General features: G+C 59.4%; 19 protein-coding genes and 1 tRNA gene. 17 read left to right on the forward strand and 3 right to left on the reverse strand.

The features are described 5' to 3' along the window. Positions 1–9: 9 nt before the first annotated feature. Genes J3P95_RS09855 through J3P95_RS09880 form a run of 6 tightly spaced genes read left to right on the forward strand, consistent with a single transcriptional unit; the run spans position 10 to position 5958 of the window. Entirely contained in the window at positions 10–1563 is a 1554-nt protein-coding gene (locus J3P95_RS09855) for a sugar ABC transporter ATP-binding protein (RefSeq protein ID WP_434577644.1), read from the forward strand. Beyond that, positions 1560–2537, forward strand: a complete 978-nt coding sequence (locus tag J3P95_RS09860) for an ABC transporter permease (RefSeq protein ID WP_186609441.1) — start codon at positions 1560–1562, stop codon at positions 2535–2537. Before J3P95_RS09855 ends, J3P95_RS09860 begins: the two co-directional genes overlap by 4 nt. 3 nt (positions 2538–2540) lie before the next feature. Then, positions 2541–3560, forward strand: a complete 1020-nt coding sequence (locus J3P95_RS09865; RefSeq protein WP_434562542.1) for a LacI family DNA-binding transcriptional regulator — start codon at positions 2541–2543, stop codon at positions 3558–3560. 23 nt (positions 3561–3583) lie between these two features. After that, complete coding sequence (gene rbsK / locus J3P95_RS09870) at positions 3584–4498, forward strand: ribokinase (protein WP_434577643.1); 915 nt, start codon at positions 3584–3586, stop codon at positions 4496–4498. After that, positions 4495–4899, forward strand: a complete 405-nt coding sequence (gene rbsD / locus J3P95_RS09875) for a D-ribose pyranase (RefSeq protein ID WP_434562546.1) — start codon at positions 4495–4497, stop codon at positions 4897–4899. The genes rbsK and rbsD overlap by 4 nt, the downstream gene beginning before the upstream one ends. Before the next feature lie 30 nt (positions 4900–4929). Continuing rightward, the gene (locus tag J3P95_RS09880) at positions 4930–5958 is read left to right on the forward strand and encodes a nucleoside hydrolase (protein WP_434577642.1); all 1029 of its coding nucleotides are present in this window, start codon (positions 4930–4932) and stop codon (positions 5956–5958) included. Between the two features lie 42 nt (positions 5959–6000). Here the strand turns inward: J3P95_RS09880 and J3P95_RS09885 are convergent, their stop codons facing one another. Then, the gene (locus J3P95_RS09885) at positions 6001–6198 is read right to left on the reverse strand and encodes a hypothetical protein (RefSeq protein ID WP_434577640.1); all 198 of its coding nucleotides are present in this window, start codon (positions 6196–6198) and stop codon (positions 6001–6003) included. 130 nt (positions 6199–6328) lie between these two features. Between J3P95_RS09885 and J3P95_RS09890 the strand changes: the two genes are divergently transcribed. Together J3P95_RS09890 and J3P95_RS09895 are read left to right on the forward strand one after the other, a co-directional pair. After that, positions 6329–6634 (forward strand): hypothetical protein, encoded by a 306-nt coding sequence (locus tag J3P95_RS09890; protein WP_434577638.1) that lies wholly within the window; start codon positions 6329–6331, stop codon positions 6632–6634. Positions 6635–6796: 162 nt separating this feature from the next. Further along, the gene (locus J3P95_RS09895) at positions 6797–7111 is read left to right on the forward strand and encodes an I78 family peptidase inhibitor (protein ID WP_434577637.1); all 315 of its coding nucleotides are present in this window, start codon (positions 6797–6799) and stop codon (positions 7109–7111) included. 65 nt (positions 7112–7176) lie between these two features. Here J3P95_RS09895 and J3P95_RS09900 read toward each other — a convergent pair whose 3' ends face one another. After that, on the reverse strand, positions 7177–7389 hold the full coding sequence (locus tag J3P95_RS09900) for a cold-shock protein (RefSeq protein ID WP_047229330.1): 213 nt from the start codon (positions 7387–7389) through the stop codon (positions 7177–7179). 289 nt (positions 7390–7678) lie between these two features. Next, complete coding sequence (locus tag J3P95_RS09905; RefSeq protein ID WP_434562555.1) at positions 7679–7981, reverse strand: hypothetical protein; 303 nt, start codon at positions 7979–7981, stop codon at positions 7679–7681. 376 nt (positions 7982–8357) lie between these two features. Here J3P95_RS09905 and thrS point away from each other — a divergent pair, with 376 nt between their 5' ends. From thrS to J3P95_RS09950, 9 genes are all read left to right on the forward strand, one after another. Further along, a complete protein-coding gene (gene thrS / locus J3P95_RS09910; protein ID WP_434577635.1) occupies positions 8358–10280 on the forward strand; it encodes a threonine--tRNA ligase in 1923 nt (640 codons plus the stop codon). Further along, on the forward strand, positions 10280–10831 hold the full coding sequence (infC, locus tag J3P95_RS09915; RefSeq protein WP_169432615.1) for a translation initiation factor IF-3: 552 nt from the start codon (positions 10280–10282) through the stop codon (positions 10829–10831). Before thrS ends, infC begins: the two co-directional genes overlap by 1 nt. A 60-nt stretch (positions 10832–10891) precedes the next feature. Further along, positions 10892–11086, forward strand: a complete 195-nt coding sequence (gene rpmI / locus J3P95_RS09920; protein ID WP_003442181.1) for a 50S ribosomal protein L35 — start codon at positions 10892–10894, stop codon at positions 11084–11086. Between the two features lie 29 nt (positions 11087–11115). Next, positions 11116–11472 (forward strand): 50S ribosomal protein L20, encoded by a 357-nt coding sequence (rplT, locus tag J3P95_RS09925; protein WP_002553161.1) that lies wholly within the window; start codon positions 11116–11118, stop codon positions 11470–11472. 109 nt (positions 11473–11581) lie between these two features. After that, positions 11582–12598 (forward strand): phenylalanine--tRNA ligase subunit alpha, encoded by a 1017-nt coding sequence (pheS, locus tag J3P95_RS09930; RefSeq protein WP_030142134.1) that lies wholly within the window; start codon positions 11582–11584, stop codon positions 12596–12598. A gap of 35 nt (positions 12599–12633) precedes the next feature. Beyond that, positions 12634–15012: a phenylalanine--tRNA ligase subunit beta gene (pheT, locus tag J3P95_RS09935; RefSeq protein ID WP_434577633.1), complete on the forward strand. Its 2379-nt coding sequence runs from the start codon at positions 12634–12636 to the stop codon at positions 15010–15012. Positions 15013–15015: 3 nt separating this feature from the next. After that, on the forward strand, positions 15016–15318 hold the full coding sequence (ihfA, locus tag J3P95_RS09940) for an integration host factor subunit alpha (RefSeq protein WP_002553164.1): 303 nt from the start codon (positions 15016–15018) through the stop codon (positions 15316–15318). Continuing rightward, entirely contained in the window at positions 15299–15655 is a 357-nt protein-coding gene (locus J3P95_RS09945) for a MerR family transcriptional regulator (RefSeq protein WP_003179985.1), read from the forward strand. Before ihfA ends, J3P95_RS09945 begins: the two co-directional genes overlap by 20 nt. Positions 15656–15745: 90 nt before the next feature. Beyond that, positions 15746–15822: transfer RNA gene (locus tag J3P95_RS09950), tRNA-Pro, on the forward strand. Positions 15823–15884: the final 62 nt, after the last annotated feature.

The raw sequence follows: 15884 nt of genomic DNA on the forward strand, positions 1-15884 counted from the left end.
GAGTTTGTTATGTCCGTTCGCGATCCGAACGCTGTCCTTTGCGTCAGCGGTATCGGCAAGACCTATGCGCAGCCGGTACTGAGCGATATCAGCCTGACCTTGATGCGCGGCGAAGTATTGGCGCTGACCGGCGAAAATGGCGCTGGTAAAAGTACCTTGTCCAAGATCATCGGCGGGCTGGTCACGCCGACCACCGGGCAGATGCAATTCCAGGGGCAGGATTACCGTCCCGGCAGCCGGGCCCAGGCCGAATCGCTGGGCGTGCGCATGGTGATGCAGGAACTCAACCTGCTGCCGACCCTTTCCGTGGCCGAAAACCTGTTCCTCGACAATCTGCCCAGCCACGGCGGCTGGATCAGCCGCAAGCAATTGCGCGCGGCGGCAGTCGAGGCCATGGCCCAAGTGGGGCTCGATGCAATCGATCCCGATACGTTGGTCGGTGAGCTGGGAATCGGTCATCAGCAGATGGTCGAGATCGCTCGCAACCTGATCGGCGACTGCCACGTGCTGATCCTCGACGAGCCGACCGCCATGCTGACGGCCCGTGAAGTCGAGATGCTGTTCGAGCAAATCCTGCGCCTGCAAGCCCGGGGCGTATCGATCATCTATATTTCCCATCGCCTCGAAGAGCTGGCGCGGGTGGCCCAGCGCATTGCGGTATTGCGCGACGGCAACCTGGTCTGCGTCGAGCCGATGGCCAACTACGACAGCGAGCAGTTGGTGACGCTGATGGTCGGCCGGGAGCTGGGCGAGCACATCGACCTGGGCCCGCGCCAGATTGGCGCACCGGCGCTGACCGTCGCGGGCTTGACCCGTTCCGACAAGGTTCGTGATGTGTCCTTCGAGGTTCGTAGCGGCGAAATCTTTGGCATTTCCGGGCTGATCGGGGCAGGGCGCACCGAGCTTTTGCGGCTGATCTTCGGCGCCGACGCGGCGGATAGCGGCACCGTGGCGCTGGGTTCACCGGCCAAGGTCGTCAGCATTCGTTCACCGGCCGATGCGGTGGCCCACGGCATTGCGCTGATCACCGAGGACCGCAAGGGTGAAGGCCTGCTGCTGACCCAATCCATCGCGGCGAATATCGCTCTGGGCAACATGCCGGAGATCTCCAACGCCGGCCTGGTCAATGGCAGTGCGGAACTGGCGTTGGCGCAGCGGCAGATCGATGCCATGCGCATCCGCAGCTCCAGTCCGACTCAGTTGGTCTGCGAACTGTCGGGCGGCAACCAGCAGAAAGTCGTGATCGGCCGCTGGCTCGAGCGCGATTGCTCGGTGCTGTTGTTCGACGAGCCGACCCGCGGCATCGACGTCGGTGCCAAATTCGACATTTATGCGCTGCTGGGTGAGTTGACTCGCCAGGGCAAGGCGTTGGTCGTGGTGTCCAGTGACTTGCGCGAACTGATGCTGATCTGTGACCGGATCGGCGTCCTGTCTGCCGGCCGCCTCATCGATACCTTCGAGCGTGACAGCTGGACCCAGGATGATTTGCTTGCCGCCGCGTTCGCCGGCTACCAAAAACGTGATGCGTTGCTCAATGAAGCAGCGCCTAGGGAACTCTCATGAAAACCGCACCTGCCATCGGCAAATCCAATGGCAACTTCTTTGGCCTGGGGACTTACCTGGGCCTGGCCGGTGCCTTGCTGGCCATGATCGCGCTGTTCTCGGTCCTGAGCAGCCATTTCCTGTCCTATGACACTTTCAGCACCCTCGCCAACCAGATCCCGGACTTGATGGTACTGGCGGTCGGCATGACGTTTATCCTGATCATTGGCGGCATCGACTTGTCGGTGGGCTCGGTGTTGGCGCTGGCGGCATCGACCGTCAGCGTTGCGATCCTCGGCTGGGGTTGGAGCGTCTGGCCGTCGGCCTTACTCGGCATGGCCGTTGCGGCCTTGGCGGGTACGGTCACCGGTTCGATTACCGTGGCATGGCGCATCCCGTCGTTCATCGTTTCGCTGGGTGTGCTGGAAATGGCCCGTGGCCTGGCGTACCAGATGACCGGCTCGCGCACCGCCTATATCGGCGACTCTTTTGCCTGGCTGTCCAATCCGATCGCCTTTGGTATTTCACCGTCGTTCATCATTGCCTTGCTGGTGATCTTCATTGCCCAGGCGGTGCTGACGCGCACCGTGTTCGGTCGCTACCTGATCGGCATCGGCACCAATGAAGAAGCCGTGCGCCTGGCTGGCATCAATCCGAAACCCTACAAGATCCTGGTGTTCAGCCTGATGGGGCTGTTGGCCGGACTCGCGGCGTTGTTCCAGATTTCGCGCCTGGAAGCGGCGGATCCGAACGCGGGCTCAGGGCTTGAGTTGCAAGTGATTGCCGCCGTGGTCATTGGCGGGACCAGCCTGATGGGCGGCCGGGGTTCGGTCATCAGCACCTTCTTTGGTGTGTTGATTATCTCGGTGCTGGCGGCTGGCCTGGCCCAGATCGGTGCCACCGAGCCGACCAAACGCATCATCACCGGCGCAGTCATCGTGGTGGCGGTGGTGCTCGATACGTACCGCAGCCAGCGCGCCAGTCGGCGGGCTTGAGCCATGGCAACCATCAAGGATGTGGCGGCACTCGCGGGGATCTCCTACACGACCGTCTCTCACGTAGTGAACAAGACGCGGCCGGTCAGTGACGAGGTGCGGCGCAAGGTCGAGGCGGCGATCGAGCGGTTGGACTACGTGCCGAGTGCCGTGGCGCGCTCGCTCAAGGCCAAGACCACGGCAACCATCGGTCTGCTGGTGCCCAACAGCCTCAACCCGTACTTTGCCGAGCTGGCCCGAGGAATCGAGGACTACTGCGAGCGCAATGGCTATTGCGTGATCCTGTGCAACTCCGATGACAATCCGGACAAGCAGCGCAGCTATCTGCGGGTGCTGCTGGAAAAGCGTATCGATGGATTGATCGTGGCCTCGGCCGGAGGCGATGTCGGCCTCGCCGAGGGGCTGGCCAATGTGCGCACGCCCATGGTGATCGTCGACCGTGGGCTCGATGGCGTCGACGCCGACCTGGTGCGCATCGATCATGAGTACGGTGCGTACCTGGCGACCCAGCACCTGCTGGAACTGGGGCATCGCGACATTGCCTTTATCGGCGGTCCGGCGGATACCAGCGTGGCGCAAATGCGCCTGGCGGGTTACTGCCGTGCGTTGAAAGAGGCGGGGATCGAGTTGCCTGTCGAGCGCATGCTTGAAAGCGATTTCACCAGCACCGGTGGCTACCGTGCCGCGGCCCAGTTGCTTGAACGCCGGCCGCCCAGCGCGATTTTCGCGGCCAACGACATGATCGGCATCGGTGCGCTGCGTGCCGCCGCCGAGCGTAATGTGCGGGTGCCCAGCGAACTGTCGATCATCGGCTTCGATGACATCCAGATGAGCCGTTATGTCTACCCGGCGTTGACCACGGTGGGGCAGTCGATCCTGCAGCTAGGGGAGATGGCGGCCGAAGTGCTGTTGCTGCGTATCGCGACACCGAGCCTTGCCACGGACCAGCGGATCGTCACACCGAGCATTGTCTTGCGAGAATCGACTGCACCGTTGTCGGGTACATTCGCCCAATACCGCTGAACCGAATTGATGAGTAATGATGTATGCCAGCAAAAGTAGTGGTAATAGGCAGCCTGAACATGGACTTGGTGACCCGGGCGCCGCGTCTGCCTCGTGGTGGTGAAACGCTGATCGGAGTATCTTTTTCCACCATCCCGGGTGGCAAGGGCGCCAACCAGGCGGTGGCCGCCGCGCGCCTGGGGGCGCACGTGTCCATGGTCGGTTGCGTGGGCGGCGATGCCTATGGCGAGCAATTGCGCGGCGCGCTGTTGGCCGAAGGCATTGATTGCCAGGCCGTCCGCGTGGTGGAGGGTTCCAGCGGCGTTGCGCTGATCGTGGTCGATGACAACAGCCAGAATGCGATTGTTATCGTCGCCGGCGCCAACGGTGCGCTTACCGCCGAAGTCCTGGACAGTGTCGACGAAGTGCTGCAACGCGCCGACGTGGTCATTTGCCAGCTCGAAGTGCCGGATGCCACGGTGGGCCACGCCCTCAAGCGTGCCCGTGAGTTGGGTAAAATCGTCATCCTCAACCCCGCGCCTGCTTCCCATACATTGCCGGCCGACTGGTACGCCTGCGTCGACTACCTGATTCCCAACGAAAGCGAGGCCGCGGTGCTGAGCGGACTGGCGGTGGATTCCCTGGAAACCGCCGAAGCCGCCGCGACACAGTTGATCGCCGCCGGTGCCCGCAAGGTGATCGTGACCCTGGGCGCCCAAGGATTGATGTTCGCCAACGGTTCAAGCTTCGAACACTTCCTCGCGCCGCGGGTCAAGGCGGTTGATACCACGGCGGCGGGCGATACGTTTGTCGGTGGGTTTGCGGCTGCCCTGGCCAGCGGCAAGAATGAGATCGAGGCCATTCGTTTCGGCCAGGTCGCCGCTGCGTTGTCGGTCACCCGCGCTGGCGCGCAACCCTCCATCCCTTCACTGCAAGAAGTACAGGCGTTCGAATCATGAAAAAGACTCCGTTGCTGAACATCGCCTTGTCGCGACTGATCGCCTCCCTCGGTCATGGCGACAAAGTGGTCATCGGTGATGCCGGCCTGCCCGTGCCGACAGGGGTCGAATTGATCGACCTGGCGCTGACCCATGGCGTCCCAGACTTCGTCAGTACCTTGAAAGTAGTGCTCAGCGAAATGCAGGTCGAGAGCCATGTGCTGGCTGAGGAGATCTTTGATAAACAACCCTCGGCCCTGGCCACGCTGGAGGCGCTGCATGCCGAAGGCGCGTTGGGCGCACGGGAACGGGTCCGCCACGAGCAGTTCAAGATCCTTAGCCGACAGGCGCGGGCGATTATTCGTACGGGAGAATGTTCTCCATACTGCAACGTGGTGCTGGTCGCCGGCGTCACGTTCTAAGTTTCATCCACCCTGCACAAGGAGTGCGCCATGCACCGCTATGCTCACAAAATGCATCAACTGTTGCGGAGTCTGCTGCTTTTGTCATTGATCACGGCTACAAGCGCCCAGGCGGCGGAAAAAATCGATCTGATCATCGATACCGATCCTGGCGCCGACGACGTCGTTGCGTTGCTGTTTGCCCTGGCGTCTCCCGAAGAGCTGCATATTCGCGCCCTGACCACGGTGGCGGGCAACGTGCGGCTGGACAAGACTTCCCGCAACGCGCGCCTGGCCCGGGAATGGGCGGGGCGCGAGGACGTCCCGGTCTATGCGGGCGCGCCCAAGCCGATGATGCGCACGCCCATCTATGCGGAAAACATCCACGGTAAGGAAGGCCTGTCCGGCGTGACCGTGCATGAGCCGAAGATGGGACTGGCCCAGGGCAACGCGGTCAATTACCTGATCGATACCCTCAAGGCCGCCAAGCCGCACAGCATCACCATCGCCATGCTCGGTCCGCAAACGAACCTGGCCCTGGCGTTGATCCAGGAGCCGGACATCGTCCAGGGCATCAAGGAAGTGGTGATCATGGGCGGTGCGCATTTCAATGGCGGCAACATCACCCCGGTGGCCGAATTCAACCTGTACGCCGATCCCCAGGCGGCGGAAGTGGTCGCCAAGAGTGGCCTGAAGCTGACCTATCTGCCGTTGGACGTGACCCACAAGATACTCACCAGCGAAGCGCGCCTGAAGCAGATCGCCGCGCTGAACAACAACGCCAGCAAGTTGGTCGGCGATATCCTCAACGAGTACGTGAAGGACGACATGGAACACTACGGCATGACAGGCGGGCCGGTGCATGACGCGACGGTGATTGCCTACCTGCTGAAGCCGCAATTGTTTACCGGCCGCTCGGTCAACCTGGTGGTGGACAGCCGTGAAGGTCCGACTTTCGGGCAAACCGTGGTCGACTGGTATGACGGCTTGAAGGCACCCAAGAACGCTTTCTGGGTGAAGGAGGGCGATGCCCAGGGTTTCTTCGACTTGTTGACCGAGCGATTGGCGCGTCTCAAGTAGCCTATTTTGCAGCGAGCCCGCAGGCGAAGGCCTGCGTTGGCCTTAGTCAACCGCTTCGATGGCGCTCGGGTGGCGCTCGAAGGCCTGCCGGATGAAGTTCTGGGCCCCTTGCGTGCCCAACTCCTTAACCAGCAGCTCGATGCCGATGATTGCCAACTCTTCCGGGCTGCCCGGGCTGTATGAACTGTGGCCGTGCGCCCATTTGGCATTGATGGTGGCTTCGATGCTGACGGTGCTCATGTCGGGGCTCGCAGGGTTGTGAGGTCTGTAGGCTGAGTTAACCATTTTTGCATCGGATTTGGCAGTGCGACTTAGGCATCGGGGGAGCGCTATGCCACACTTGCTCTTTTGATTTTCCAGGAGCCCCGCCGTGCAGATCGACTTGAACGATCCGAATGGACTGACATTGGAAGCGGTTCGGCAATTGTTGGCTTCTGCCAGTGACGAGGACCACACCCAGTTGCGTGTGACCAAAGGTGGGATCGCCTATTTGTCTTCGGGCGTCGTAGGAGGCGCCCAGATCGATGGTTTGCTGTTTCGGCTGGAAACCTGGGCGAAGGGCTCAGGGTATGTCGGAAGAGTCGCGGCCAGCGATGAGGTCTGGGTCGTGCAGATCTACAACGCGTTGAAAGAAAACTGGCCGAACCCACCCTTTGATTACATCGACGTCTACTGAGCGCATTCATATTCAGTCACGATTGAGCCATGAACTGAAAAGGGGGCTCAGGCAAACTGCCGGTTTTGCGGGTGAGGGCACGATGATGGCCTTGGTGTTGAAACCAAGTATCGTCTGGGTTGTCGCACGCTCTCTGGTTAATTCATCCAAATAGGAGGCTTCATGCCTTGGAAGCTTGCGTCATTGTGTACTTTGCTGGCCGCTGCGCTCTTGAGCGGTTGCAGCAGCACCTCTGAATCGACCCCTGAGCCTGTGGCGTCCGGCACCAGCGACAGCCGCTGTGCAGCAAAGGCAGCCGAGTTCGCAATCGGCAAGCAGGCTTCGCCCCAATTGCTGGAGCAGGCACGGACCAGTGCCGGCGCGCAGTATGCGCGTATCCTCAAGCCCAATGACATGGTCACGCTTGAGTACCGCTCCGATCGCCTGAACCTCAATACCGATGCCGGCCTGGTGGTCAATCGAGTGAGCTGCGGCTGAGCGGTTTTCAATAGACCATAAAAAACCCCGTCACATGGACGGGGTTTTTTTAGCGCACCGAGAAATTACTCTGGGCGAACTTGTGCAGCTTGCATACCCTTTTGGCCTTTCTCAGCCACGAAGGAAACGGTCTGGCCTTCTTTCAGGCTTTTGAAACCGTCGCTTTCGATAGCTTTGAAGTGTACGAACAGGTCGTCACCGCCACCTGTAGGAGTGATGAAGCCGAAGCCTTTTTCATCGTTGAACCATTTAACGGTGCCGGTTTGGCGATTAGACATGGTGTATCTCCAAGAAACATATATTTTCAGTGTACTGTGCTGCTCAGGCCAACTGGGCACACCGGGGTATCATAGTCGAAATGTTCGATTTGGGAGCCCCCCGCAGGCGCTGTTTGCCAATCAGTCGTGTTTTCTTTACCACCTGATCCGCCTGAAAGGCCCGGTTTCAAAGGCTTTCAGTCGAACGTAAAGACGATAAAAAAAGCTGTAAAACCTGTAGAAATCGTAGAAAAAGGCGGTTATTCAACCCTTTTTATCGATGCCGAGCCGAACCCAGGCGCTCGATGACTCATTTTTTTGCCGGAGGGTTGGCCTTGCATTTGGCGATCTGGCCGAGCGCTTTCTGCTGCAATTCGGGGCTGGCCTTATTGTCCATCAGTGCCTGGATATCACTCGCCGGATAGGATTTGATCGCATCGGCGCCACAAGCACAGTGGGCCTTGGCTGCGGCCGCGCCAATCTGTGGGGTCGCCGCTTGAGTGCACTGGGCCATGTATTTTTCACGCTCACCCTTGGGCCAGTCGGCGTGGGCACTTAGCGGAAGCAGCAGGGCGAGGGGGGCGACTACTGCCAATAGGGTATTCAGACGCATGCGGGGATGCTCCTTTCTGGGGTCTATGTCTTGTTATCTGAGGCGCTGCAGACGCTTCGGTTCAGCACTCTGGCATAAAAATCGTGAGTTTACGCCGGCTTCAATCCAGACGCGGCGATGACCGTTCATCTGTGCTAGCATGCCGGGCTCGGGTATTTTTCAGGCTCCGCAGGACGACAGGTCCCGGTGGCGGTAAATGTTCGATTAACCCTGATTTGAATCCCAGTCACTCTGGTTCGGTTTTCCCGGTTGGCCGCAAGGCTCCTGCCGCTGTAAGGCAGGCGTTCGTCAGTGAATGGCCTGGACTGGATCTTGTACTGGCTCATCCCAACCCACGTGACCTTTGGTAGGGGTCACCACTAGGAGAGGAGGCGCCATGCCAACTATTACTCTTCCCGACGGCAGTCAACGTTCGTTCGCTCATCCGGTTTCCGTTGCCGAGGTCGCCGCATCCATTGGTGCTGGCCTGGCCAAGGCCACCCTGGCCGGCAAGGTCAACGGCAAGCTGGTCGATGCCAGCGACGTCATCGACAGCGATGCCACGCTGCAAATCATTACGCCCAAGGATGCAGAGGGGCTGGAGATCATTCGCCACTCTTGCGCGCACCTGGTCGGTCATGCGGTCAAGCAGCTGTACCCGAGCGCGAAGATGGTCATCGGGCCGGTCATCGACGAAGGCTTCTATTACGACATCGCCTTCGAGCGTCCTTTTACCCCGGACGACATGGCCGCCATCGAACAGCGCATGCAGCAGCTGATCGAGAAAGACTACGACGTCATCAAGAAAGTCACCCCGCGTGCTGAAGTCATCGAAGTCTTCAAGGCCCGTGGCGAGGACTACAAGTTGCGTCTGGTGGAAGACATGCCGGACGAGCAGGCCATGGGTCTGTACTACCACGAAGAATACGTCGACATGTGCCGCGGCCCGCACGTGCCGAACACGCGTTTTCTGAAATCCTTCAAGCTGACCAAGCTGTCCGGCGCCTACTGGCGTGGCGATGCGAAGAACGAGCAGCTGCAGCGCGTCTACGGCACGGCCTGGGCCGACAAGAAGCAGCTGGCGGCCTACATCCAGCGCATCGAGGAAGCCGAAAAACGCGATCACCGCAAGATCGGCAAGCGGCTGGGCCTGTTCCACACCCAGGAAGAGTCCCCGGGGATGGTGTTCTGGCACCCGAACGGCTGGACCCTGTACCAGGTGCTCGAGCAGTACATGCGCCAGGTCCAGCGTGAGAACGGCTACCTTGAGATCAAGACGCCGCAGGTGGTCGACCGCAGCCTGTGGGAGAAATCCGGGCACTGGGCCAACTACGCCGACAACATGTTCACCACCCAGTCGGAAAACCGCGACTACGCTATCAAGCCAATGAACTGCCCTTGCCATGTGCAGGTGTTCAACCAAGGCCTGAAAAGCTACCGCGAGCTGCCGATGCGCCTGGCCGAGTTCGGTGCTTGCCACCGCAACGAGCCGTCGGGTGCCCTGCACGGCATCATGCGTGTACGTGCATTCACTCAGGACGACGCACACATTTTCTGCACCGAAGAGCAGATGCAGGCCGAATCTGCTGCCTTCATCAAGCTGACCATGGACGTCTATCGAGACTTCGGCTTCACCGAAGTAGAGATGAAGCTGTCCACTCGTCCGGAAAAGCGCGTTGGCTCCGACGAGCTGTGGGATCGCGCCGAAGCGGCCCTGGCCGCCGCCCTCGATAGCGCGGGCCTTGCGTACGATCTGCAACCGGGCGAGGGGGCTTTCTACGGTCCAAAGATTGAATTCTCGCTGAAAGATTGCCTTGGTCGCGTCTGGCAGTGTGGTACCCTGCAGCTCGATTTTAACCTGCCGATCCGTCTGGGCGCCGAATACGTGTCCGAAGACAACAGTCGCAAGCACCCGGTCATGCTTCACCGTGCGATTCTCGGTTCCTTCGAGCGTTTCGTCGGGATCCTGATCGAACACTACGAGGGCGCGTTCCCCGCGTGGCTGGCGCCGACCCAGGCAGTGATCATGAATATCACTGATAAACAGGCAGATTTTGCCGCTGAAGTCGAAAAAACTCTCAACCAAAGCGGATTTCGTGCCAAGTCCGACTTGAGAAATGAAAAGATCGGCTTTAAAATCCGCGAGCATACCTTGCTCAAGGTTCCCTTTCTCTTGGTTATCGGAGATCGGGAGGTCGAGATGCAGACTGTCGCTGTGCGTACTCGTGAAGGTGCTGACCTGGGCTCGATGCCCGTCGCCGAATTCGCTGAGTTTCTCGCGCAAGCGGTTTCCCGGCGTGGTCGCCCAGATTCGGAGTAATTATTATTAAGCGTGAAATGAGACAAGATAAACGAGCTGCACCGAAAGCCCCGATCAACGAGAATATCTCGGCACGCGAGGTTCGGTTAATTGGCGCTGATGGCGAGCAGATTGGCATCGTCTCGATTGATGAAGCGCTTCGTATTGCTGAAGAAGCCAAGCTTGATCTGGTAGAAATTTCCGCAGACGCAGTCCCGCCTGTTTGCCGGGTGATGGACTACGGCAAGTCGATCTTCGAAAAGAAGAAGCAGATTGCCGCGGCAAAGAAAAACCAGAAGCAGATTCAGGTAAAAGAAATCAAGTTTCGTCCAGGGACGGAGGAAGGGGATTACCAGGTAAAACTGCGCAACCTGGTACGTTTCCTGAGTGATGGGGACAGGGCCAAGGTATCCTTGCGATTCCGCGGCCGTGAGATGGCCCACCAGGAGCTGGGGATGGAACTCCTCAAGCGGGTTGAACAAGACCTGCTCGAGTACGGTTCGGTCGAACAGCATCCTAAGATGGAAGGACGCCAGCTGATCATGGTCATCGCCCCGAAAAAGAAGAAATAATCAACAGGGCACGGCAGGCCTTCTGATTATGTTTATCAACTGAATGCGGAGTATCCGAACATGCCAAAGATGAAAACGAAAAGTGGTGCTGCTAAGCGGTTTCTGAAAACTGCTAACGGTATCAAGCATAAACACGCTTTCAAGAGCCACATCCTGACCAAAATGTCGACCAAGCGTAAGCGTCAGCTGCGCGGTAGCAGCTTGCTGCACCCGTCCGACGTTGCAAAAGTCAAGCGTATGCTGCGCCTTTGCTAATTTTTGGTTAAGAATAGAGGAAGTAACTCATGGCTCGTGTAAAGCGTGGCGTCATTGCCCGTAAGCGTCACAAAAAAATTCTGAAACTTGCTAAAGGCTACTACGGCGCGCGTTCCCGCGTATTCCGTGTTGCCAAGCAAGCGGTAATCAAGGCAGGCCAATACGCCTACCGTGACCGTCGTCAGAAAAAACGTCAGTTCCGCGCTCTGTGGATCGCTCGTATCAACGCTGGTGCTCGTGTTAACGGTCTGTCCTACAGCCGTTTCATCGCTGGCCTGAAAAAAGCGTCCATCGAGATCGACCGTAAGGTTCTGGCTGATCTGGCAGTGAACGAAAAAGCGGCGTTTGCTGCGATTGTCGAGAAAGCTAAAGCCACCTTGGCTTAAGTACCCCCGGCAGTCACCCGGGCTCACCTCTGTGGGTCCAGGTGCCAAACGTCATAAATAGGGGAAGAGCCTTAAAGCTCTTCCCCTATTTTGTATCTGGAGTCTGTACATGGAAAACCTGGACGCGCTGGTCGCTCAAGCACTAGAGGCTGTGCAAAGCGCTGAAGATATCAATGCCCTGGAGCAAATCCGGGTTCACTACCTTGGCAAGAAAGGCGAGTTGACTCAGGTGATGAAGACCCTGGGGAACCTGCCGGCCGAAGAGCGTCCGCAGGTCGGTGCGCTGATCAACGTCGCCAAGGAGCGTGTCACAGAGGTTCTCAATGCACGCAAGGCGCTGTTCGAGGAGGCCGGTCTGGCCGCCAAGCTCGCCGCCGAATCCATTGACGTGACCCTGCCTGGCCGTGGCCAGACTTCCGGTGGCCTGCATCCGGTGACCCGGACCCTGGAACGCATCGAGCAATTCTTCACCCACATTGGCTACGGCATCGCCGAAGGCCCTGAGGTCGAAGACGATTATCACAACTTCGAGGCGCTCAACATCCCAGGCCATCACCCGGCCCGGTCGATGCACGACACCTTCTATTTCAACGCGAACATGCTGTTGCGCACCCATACCTCGCCGGTACAGGTCCGCACCATGGAATCGCAGCAGCCGCCGATCCGCATCGTCTGCCCAGGCCGTGTGTACCGCAGCGACTCCGATATCACCCACTCTCCGATGTTCCACCAGGTCGAAGGCCTGCTGGTGGATCGCGACATCAATTTCGCCGACCTGAAAGGCACCATCGAGGAATTCCTGCGGGTGTTCTTCGAGAAAGAGCTGGCCGTGCGTTTCCGCCCTTCATACTTCCCATTCACCGAGCCATCGGCAGAAGTCGATATGGAATGCGTGATGTGCAGCGGCAAAGGTTGCCGTGTCTGCAAGCAGACTGGCTGGCTGGAAGTCATGGGCTGCGGCATGGTTCATCCCAACGTGCTGCGCATGTCCGGGATAGATCCGGAAGAATTCTCGGGCTTTGCCTTCGGCATGGGCGTAGAGCGCCTGGCCATGCTGCGTTACGGTGTGAATGACTTGCGCCTGTTCTTCGACAACGACTTGCGGTTCCTTGCGCAATTTCGCTAGGTCGCAACCCGTAACGAATCTATTAGGAGAGCAGGATGAAATTCAGTGAACAGTGGCTGCGCGGCTGGGTAAGCCCGCAGGTAAGCCAGGACGAGCTGGTTGCTCGCCTGTCGATGGCCGGTCTTGAGGTCGATAGCGTGACGTCGGCCGCCGGTGCATTCAACGGTGTGGTCGTGGGCGAGGTGCTGAGCACCGAGCAGCACCCTGACGCTGACAAGCTGCGGGTTTGCCAGGTTAGCAACGGCGCGCAAACGTTCCAGGTGGTTTGTGGTGCGCCAAACGTGCGCCCCGGCTTGAAAATTCCGTTCGCCATGATCGGTGCCGAACTGCCGGGCGACTTCAAGATCAAGAAAGCCAAGCTGCGCGGCGTCGAGTCCAACGGCATGTTGTGCTCCCAGGCTGAACTGCAGGTTGGCGAAGGCAATGATGGCTTGATGGAGCTTCCGGCCGATGCGCCGGTAGGCCAGGACATCCGCCAGTATCTGGGCCTGGACGATGCGAGCATCGAGGTCGACTTGACGCCGAACCGTGGCGACTGCCTGTCGGTGGCCGGCCTGGCCCGTGAAGTCGGCGCCTTGTATGCCGCGCCTGTCACGCGTCCCGTGGTCGCGCCGGTCCCAGCGGTGCATGACGAAGTGCGTCCGGTCGACGTCCTGGCGCCCGCGGCCTGTCCGCGCTACCTGGGTCGCGTGATCCGTAACGTCGACCTGTCCAAGCCGACGCCGCTGTGGATGGTCGAGCGCCTGCGTCGCTCCGATGTGCGCAGCATCGACGCGGCTGTCGACATCACCAACTACGTGATGCTTGAGCTGGGCCAACCGCTGCACGCCTTCGATCTTGCCGAAATCAACGGCGGTATTCGCGTGCGCATGGCCGACGAAGGCGAGAAGCTGGTGCTGCTCGACGGCCAGGAAGTGACCCTGCGCAGCGATACGCTGGTGATTGCCGACCATACCCGCGCCCTGGCGATTGCCGGCGTGATGGGGGGCGAGCACAGCGGCGTCTCCACGACCACTCGCGACGTATTCCTTGAAAGCGCCTTCTTCGACCAGATCGCCGTTGCTGGCAAGGCTCGCTCGTACGGCCTGCACACCGATGCCTCGCACCGTTACGAGCGTGGCGTGGACTGGCAGCTCGCCCGTGAAGCCATGGAGCGCGCCACTGGCCTGCTGCTGGAAATCACCGGTGGCGAAGCCGGCCCGATCATCGAGACCGTCAGCGAACAGCACCTGCCCAAGATTGCACCGGTCACCCTGCGTGCCCAGCGCATCACCCAGATGCTGGGCATGGCAATGGACCCGGCTGAAGTCGAGCGCCTGCTCAGTGCCCTGGGCCTGACCATCCGCGCGGACGGGGAAGGGCAGTGGCGCGTCGAAGTGCCAAGTCATCGTTTCGATATCAGCCTGGAAGTCGACCTGATCGAGGAGCTGGCTCGCCTGTACGGCTACAACCGCCTGCCGGTTCGCTATCCGCAAGCCCGCCTGGCTCCGCAAGCCAAGGCTGAGGCCCGTAGCGACCTGCCGGAGCTGCGTCGCCTGCTGGTGGCCCGTGGGTATCAGGAAGCGATCACCTACAGCTTCATCGATCCACGCCAGTTCGAGCTGTTCAATCCGGGCGTCGCGCCGCTGTTGTTGGCAAACCCGATTTCCAACGACATGGCGGCTATGCGCTCATCCCTTTGGCCAGGCCTGGTCAAGTCGCTGCAGCACAACCTGAATCGACAGCAGGATCGCGTACGCCTGTTCGAAAGCGGCCTGCGCTTCGTGGGTCAGCTGGACGGCCTGAAGCAAGAGCCGATGCTCGCCGGTGTGGTCTGTGGCAGCCGCCTGCCGGAAGGCTGGGCGCAAGGTCGCGATGTCGTGGACTTCTTCGACATCAAGGCCGACGTGGAAGCAGTGCTGGGCTTCGCCGGCGCGCTCCACGCGTTCACTTTCGTACCGGGCAAGCATCCGGCGCTGCACCCTGGGCAAACCGCGCGCATCGAGCGGGACGGGCGTGAAGTTGGCTACGTCGGTGCCATTCACCCTGAACTGTCAAAAACCCTGGGCCTGGATCGTCCGGTCTTTGTTTTCGAGCTGGTCCTGGCCGAAGTCGCCCAAGGAAAAATGCCGAAATTCCAAGAGTTATCGCGCTTTCCTGAAGTGCGTCGTGACCTGGCCCTGGTGGCTGATGTCGGTGTCGCGTCCAGCGCTGTGTTGGCGGTAATTCGTGAAAATGCAGGCGACTGGCTAACGGACCTCAGGCTATTTGACGTGTATCAGGGTAAAGGTATTGATCCGCATAGAAAAAGCCTTGCAGTCGGCTTGACCTGGCAGCATCCATCGCGCACTCTTAACGACGATGAGGTGAATACCGCAACGCAGAATATCCTCACCTCGCTCGAACACAGGTTGAACGCCACGTTAAGGAAGTGACGTATGGGGGCTCTGACGAAAGCTGAGATGGCGGAACGTCTGTATGAGGAGTTGGGCCTGAATAAACGGGAGGCCAAAGAATTGGTCGAACTGTTTTTCGAAGAAATCAGGCACGCTCTCGAAGACAACGAACAGGTCAAATTGTCCGGTTTCGGCAATTTTGACCTCCGGGACAAACGTCAGCGGCCTGGCCGCAATCCGAAAACGGGAGAAGAAATCCCGATCACGGCTCGCCGTGTGGTCACCTTTCGTCCAGGGCAGAAGTTGAAGGCCCGAGTTGAGGCTTATGCTGGAACCAAGTCATAACGACGAACTACCCGTCATCCCGGGCAAACGCTACTTCACCATTGGTGAAGTCAGCGAGCTGTGTGCGGTAAAACCGCACGTGCTGCGCTATTGGGAGCAGGAGTTTCCTCAACTCAACCCGGTCAAGCGCCGCGGAAACCGCCGGTATTATCAGCGACAAGACGTACTGATGATCCGGCAGATCCGCGCGCTGCTGTATGACCAGGGGTTCACCATTGGCGGCGCACGCCTGCGCCTTTCCGGTGATGAAGCCAAAGACGATACAACCCAGTACAAACAAATGATCCGCCAGATGATCGCCGAGCTCGAAGACGTGCTGGTGGTGCTCAAGAAATAAATTTCTGCTTTTAAATACTTCCAGTTTTCAAAAGCTTGCGATATATTCCTGAGCGTTCCGTTGAGAAGCGGAACAAGATTCACGCCTAGTCGGGGCGTAGCGCAGTCCGGTAGCGCACTAGCATGGGGTGCTAGGGGTCGAGTGTTCGAATCACTCCGTCCCGACCATATTTTTCAATGACTTAGGCCAATGTTCACAGCATTGGCCTTTTTCATGGGCGTGACTTTTG

The organism is Pseudomonas sp. Z5-35, assembly GCF_051131945.1.
Taxonomy (GTDB): domain Bacteria; phylum Pseudomonadota; class Gammaproteobacteria; order Pseudomonadales; family Pseudomonadaceae; genus Aquipseudomonas; species Aquipseudomonas marvdashtae.

Coding starts and splice junctions, on each gene's coding strand:
- J3P95_RS09880 (WP_434577642.1), top strand. CDS start 4,930: ATGCACCGCTATGCTCACAAAATGCATCAACTGTTGCGGAGTCTGCTG.
- pheT (WP_434577633.1), top strand. CDS start 12,634: ATGAAATTCAGTGAACAGTGGCTGCGCGGCTGGGTAAGCCCGCAGGTA.
- rbsK (WP_434577643.1), top strand. CDS start 3,584: ATGCCAGCAAAAGTAGTGGTAATAGGCAGCCTGAACATGGACTTGGTG.
- J3P95_RS09860 (WP_186609441.1), top strand. CDS start 1,560: ATGAAAACCGCACCTGCCATCGGCAAATCCAATGGCAACTTCTTTGGC.
- J3P95_RS09900 (WP_047229330.1), bottom strand. CDS start 7,389: ATGTCTAATCGCCAAACCGGCACCGTTAAATGGTTCAACGATGAAAAA.
- thrS (WP_434577635.1), top strand. CDS start 8,358: ATGCCAACTATTACTCTTCCCGACGGCAGTCAACGTTCGTTCGCTCAT.
- pheS (WP_030142134.1), top strand. CDS start 11,582: ATGGAAAACCTGGACGCGCTGGTCGCTCAAGCACTAGAGGCTGTGCAA.
- J3P95_RS09865 (WP_434562542.1), top strand. CDS start 2,541: ATGGCAACCATCAAGGATGTGGCGGCACTCGCGGGGATCTCCTACACG.
- J3P95_RS09885 (WP_434577640.1), bottom strand. CDS start 6,198: ATGAGCACCGTCAGCATCGAAGCCACCATCAATGCCAAATGGGCGCAC.
- J3P95_RS09855 (WP_434577644.1), top strand. CDS start 10: ATGTCCGTTCGCGATCCGAACGCTGTCCTTTGCGTCAGCGGTATCGGC.
- rpmI (WP_003442181.1), top strand. CDS start 10,892: ATGCCAAAGATGAAAACGAAAAGTGGTGCTGCTAAGCGGTTTCTGAAA.
- ihfA (WP_002553164.1), top strand. CDS start 15,016: ATGGGGGCTCTGACGAAAGCTGAGATGGCGGAACGTCTGTATGAGGAG.
- J3P95_RS09945 (WP_003179985.1), top strand. CDS start 15,299: ATGCTGGAACCAAGTCATAACGACGAACTACCCGTCATCCCGGGCAAA.
- rbsD (WP_434562546.1), top strand. CDS start 4,495: ATGAAAAAGACTCCGTTGCTGAACATCGCCTTGTCGCGACTGATCGCC.
- rplT (WP_002553161.1), top strand. CDS start 11,116: ATGGCTCGTGTAAAGCGTGGCGTCATTGCCCGTAAGCGTCACAAAAAA.
- J3P95_RS09895 (WP_434577637.1), top strand. CDS start 6,797: ATGCCTTGGAAGCTTGCGTCATTGTGTACTTTGCTGGCCGCTGCGCTC.
- J3P95_RS09905 (WP_434562555.1), bottom strand. CDS start 7,981: ATGCGTCTGAATACCCTATTGGCAGTAGTCGCCCCCCTCGCCCTGCTG.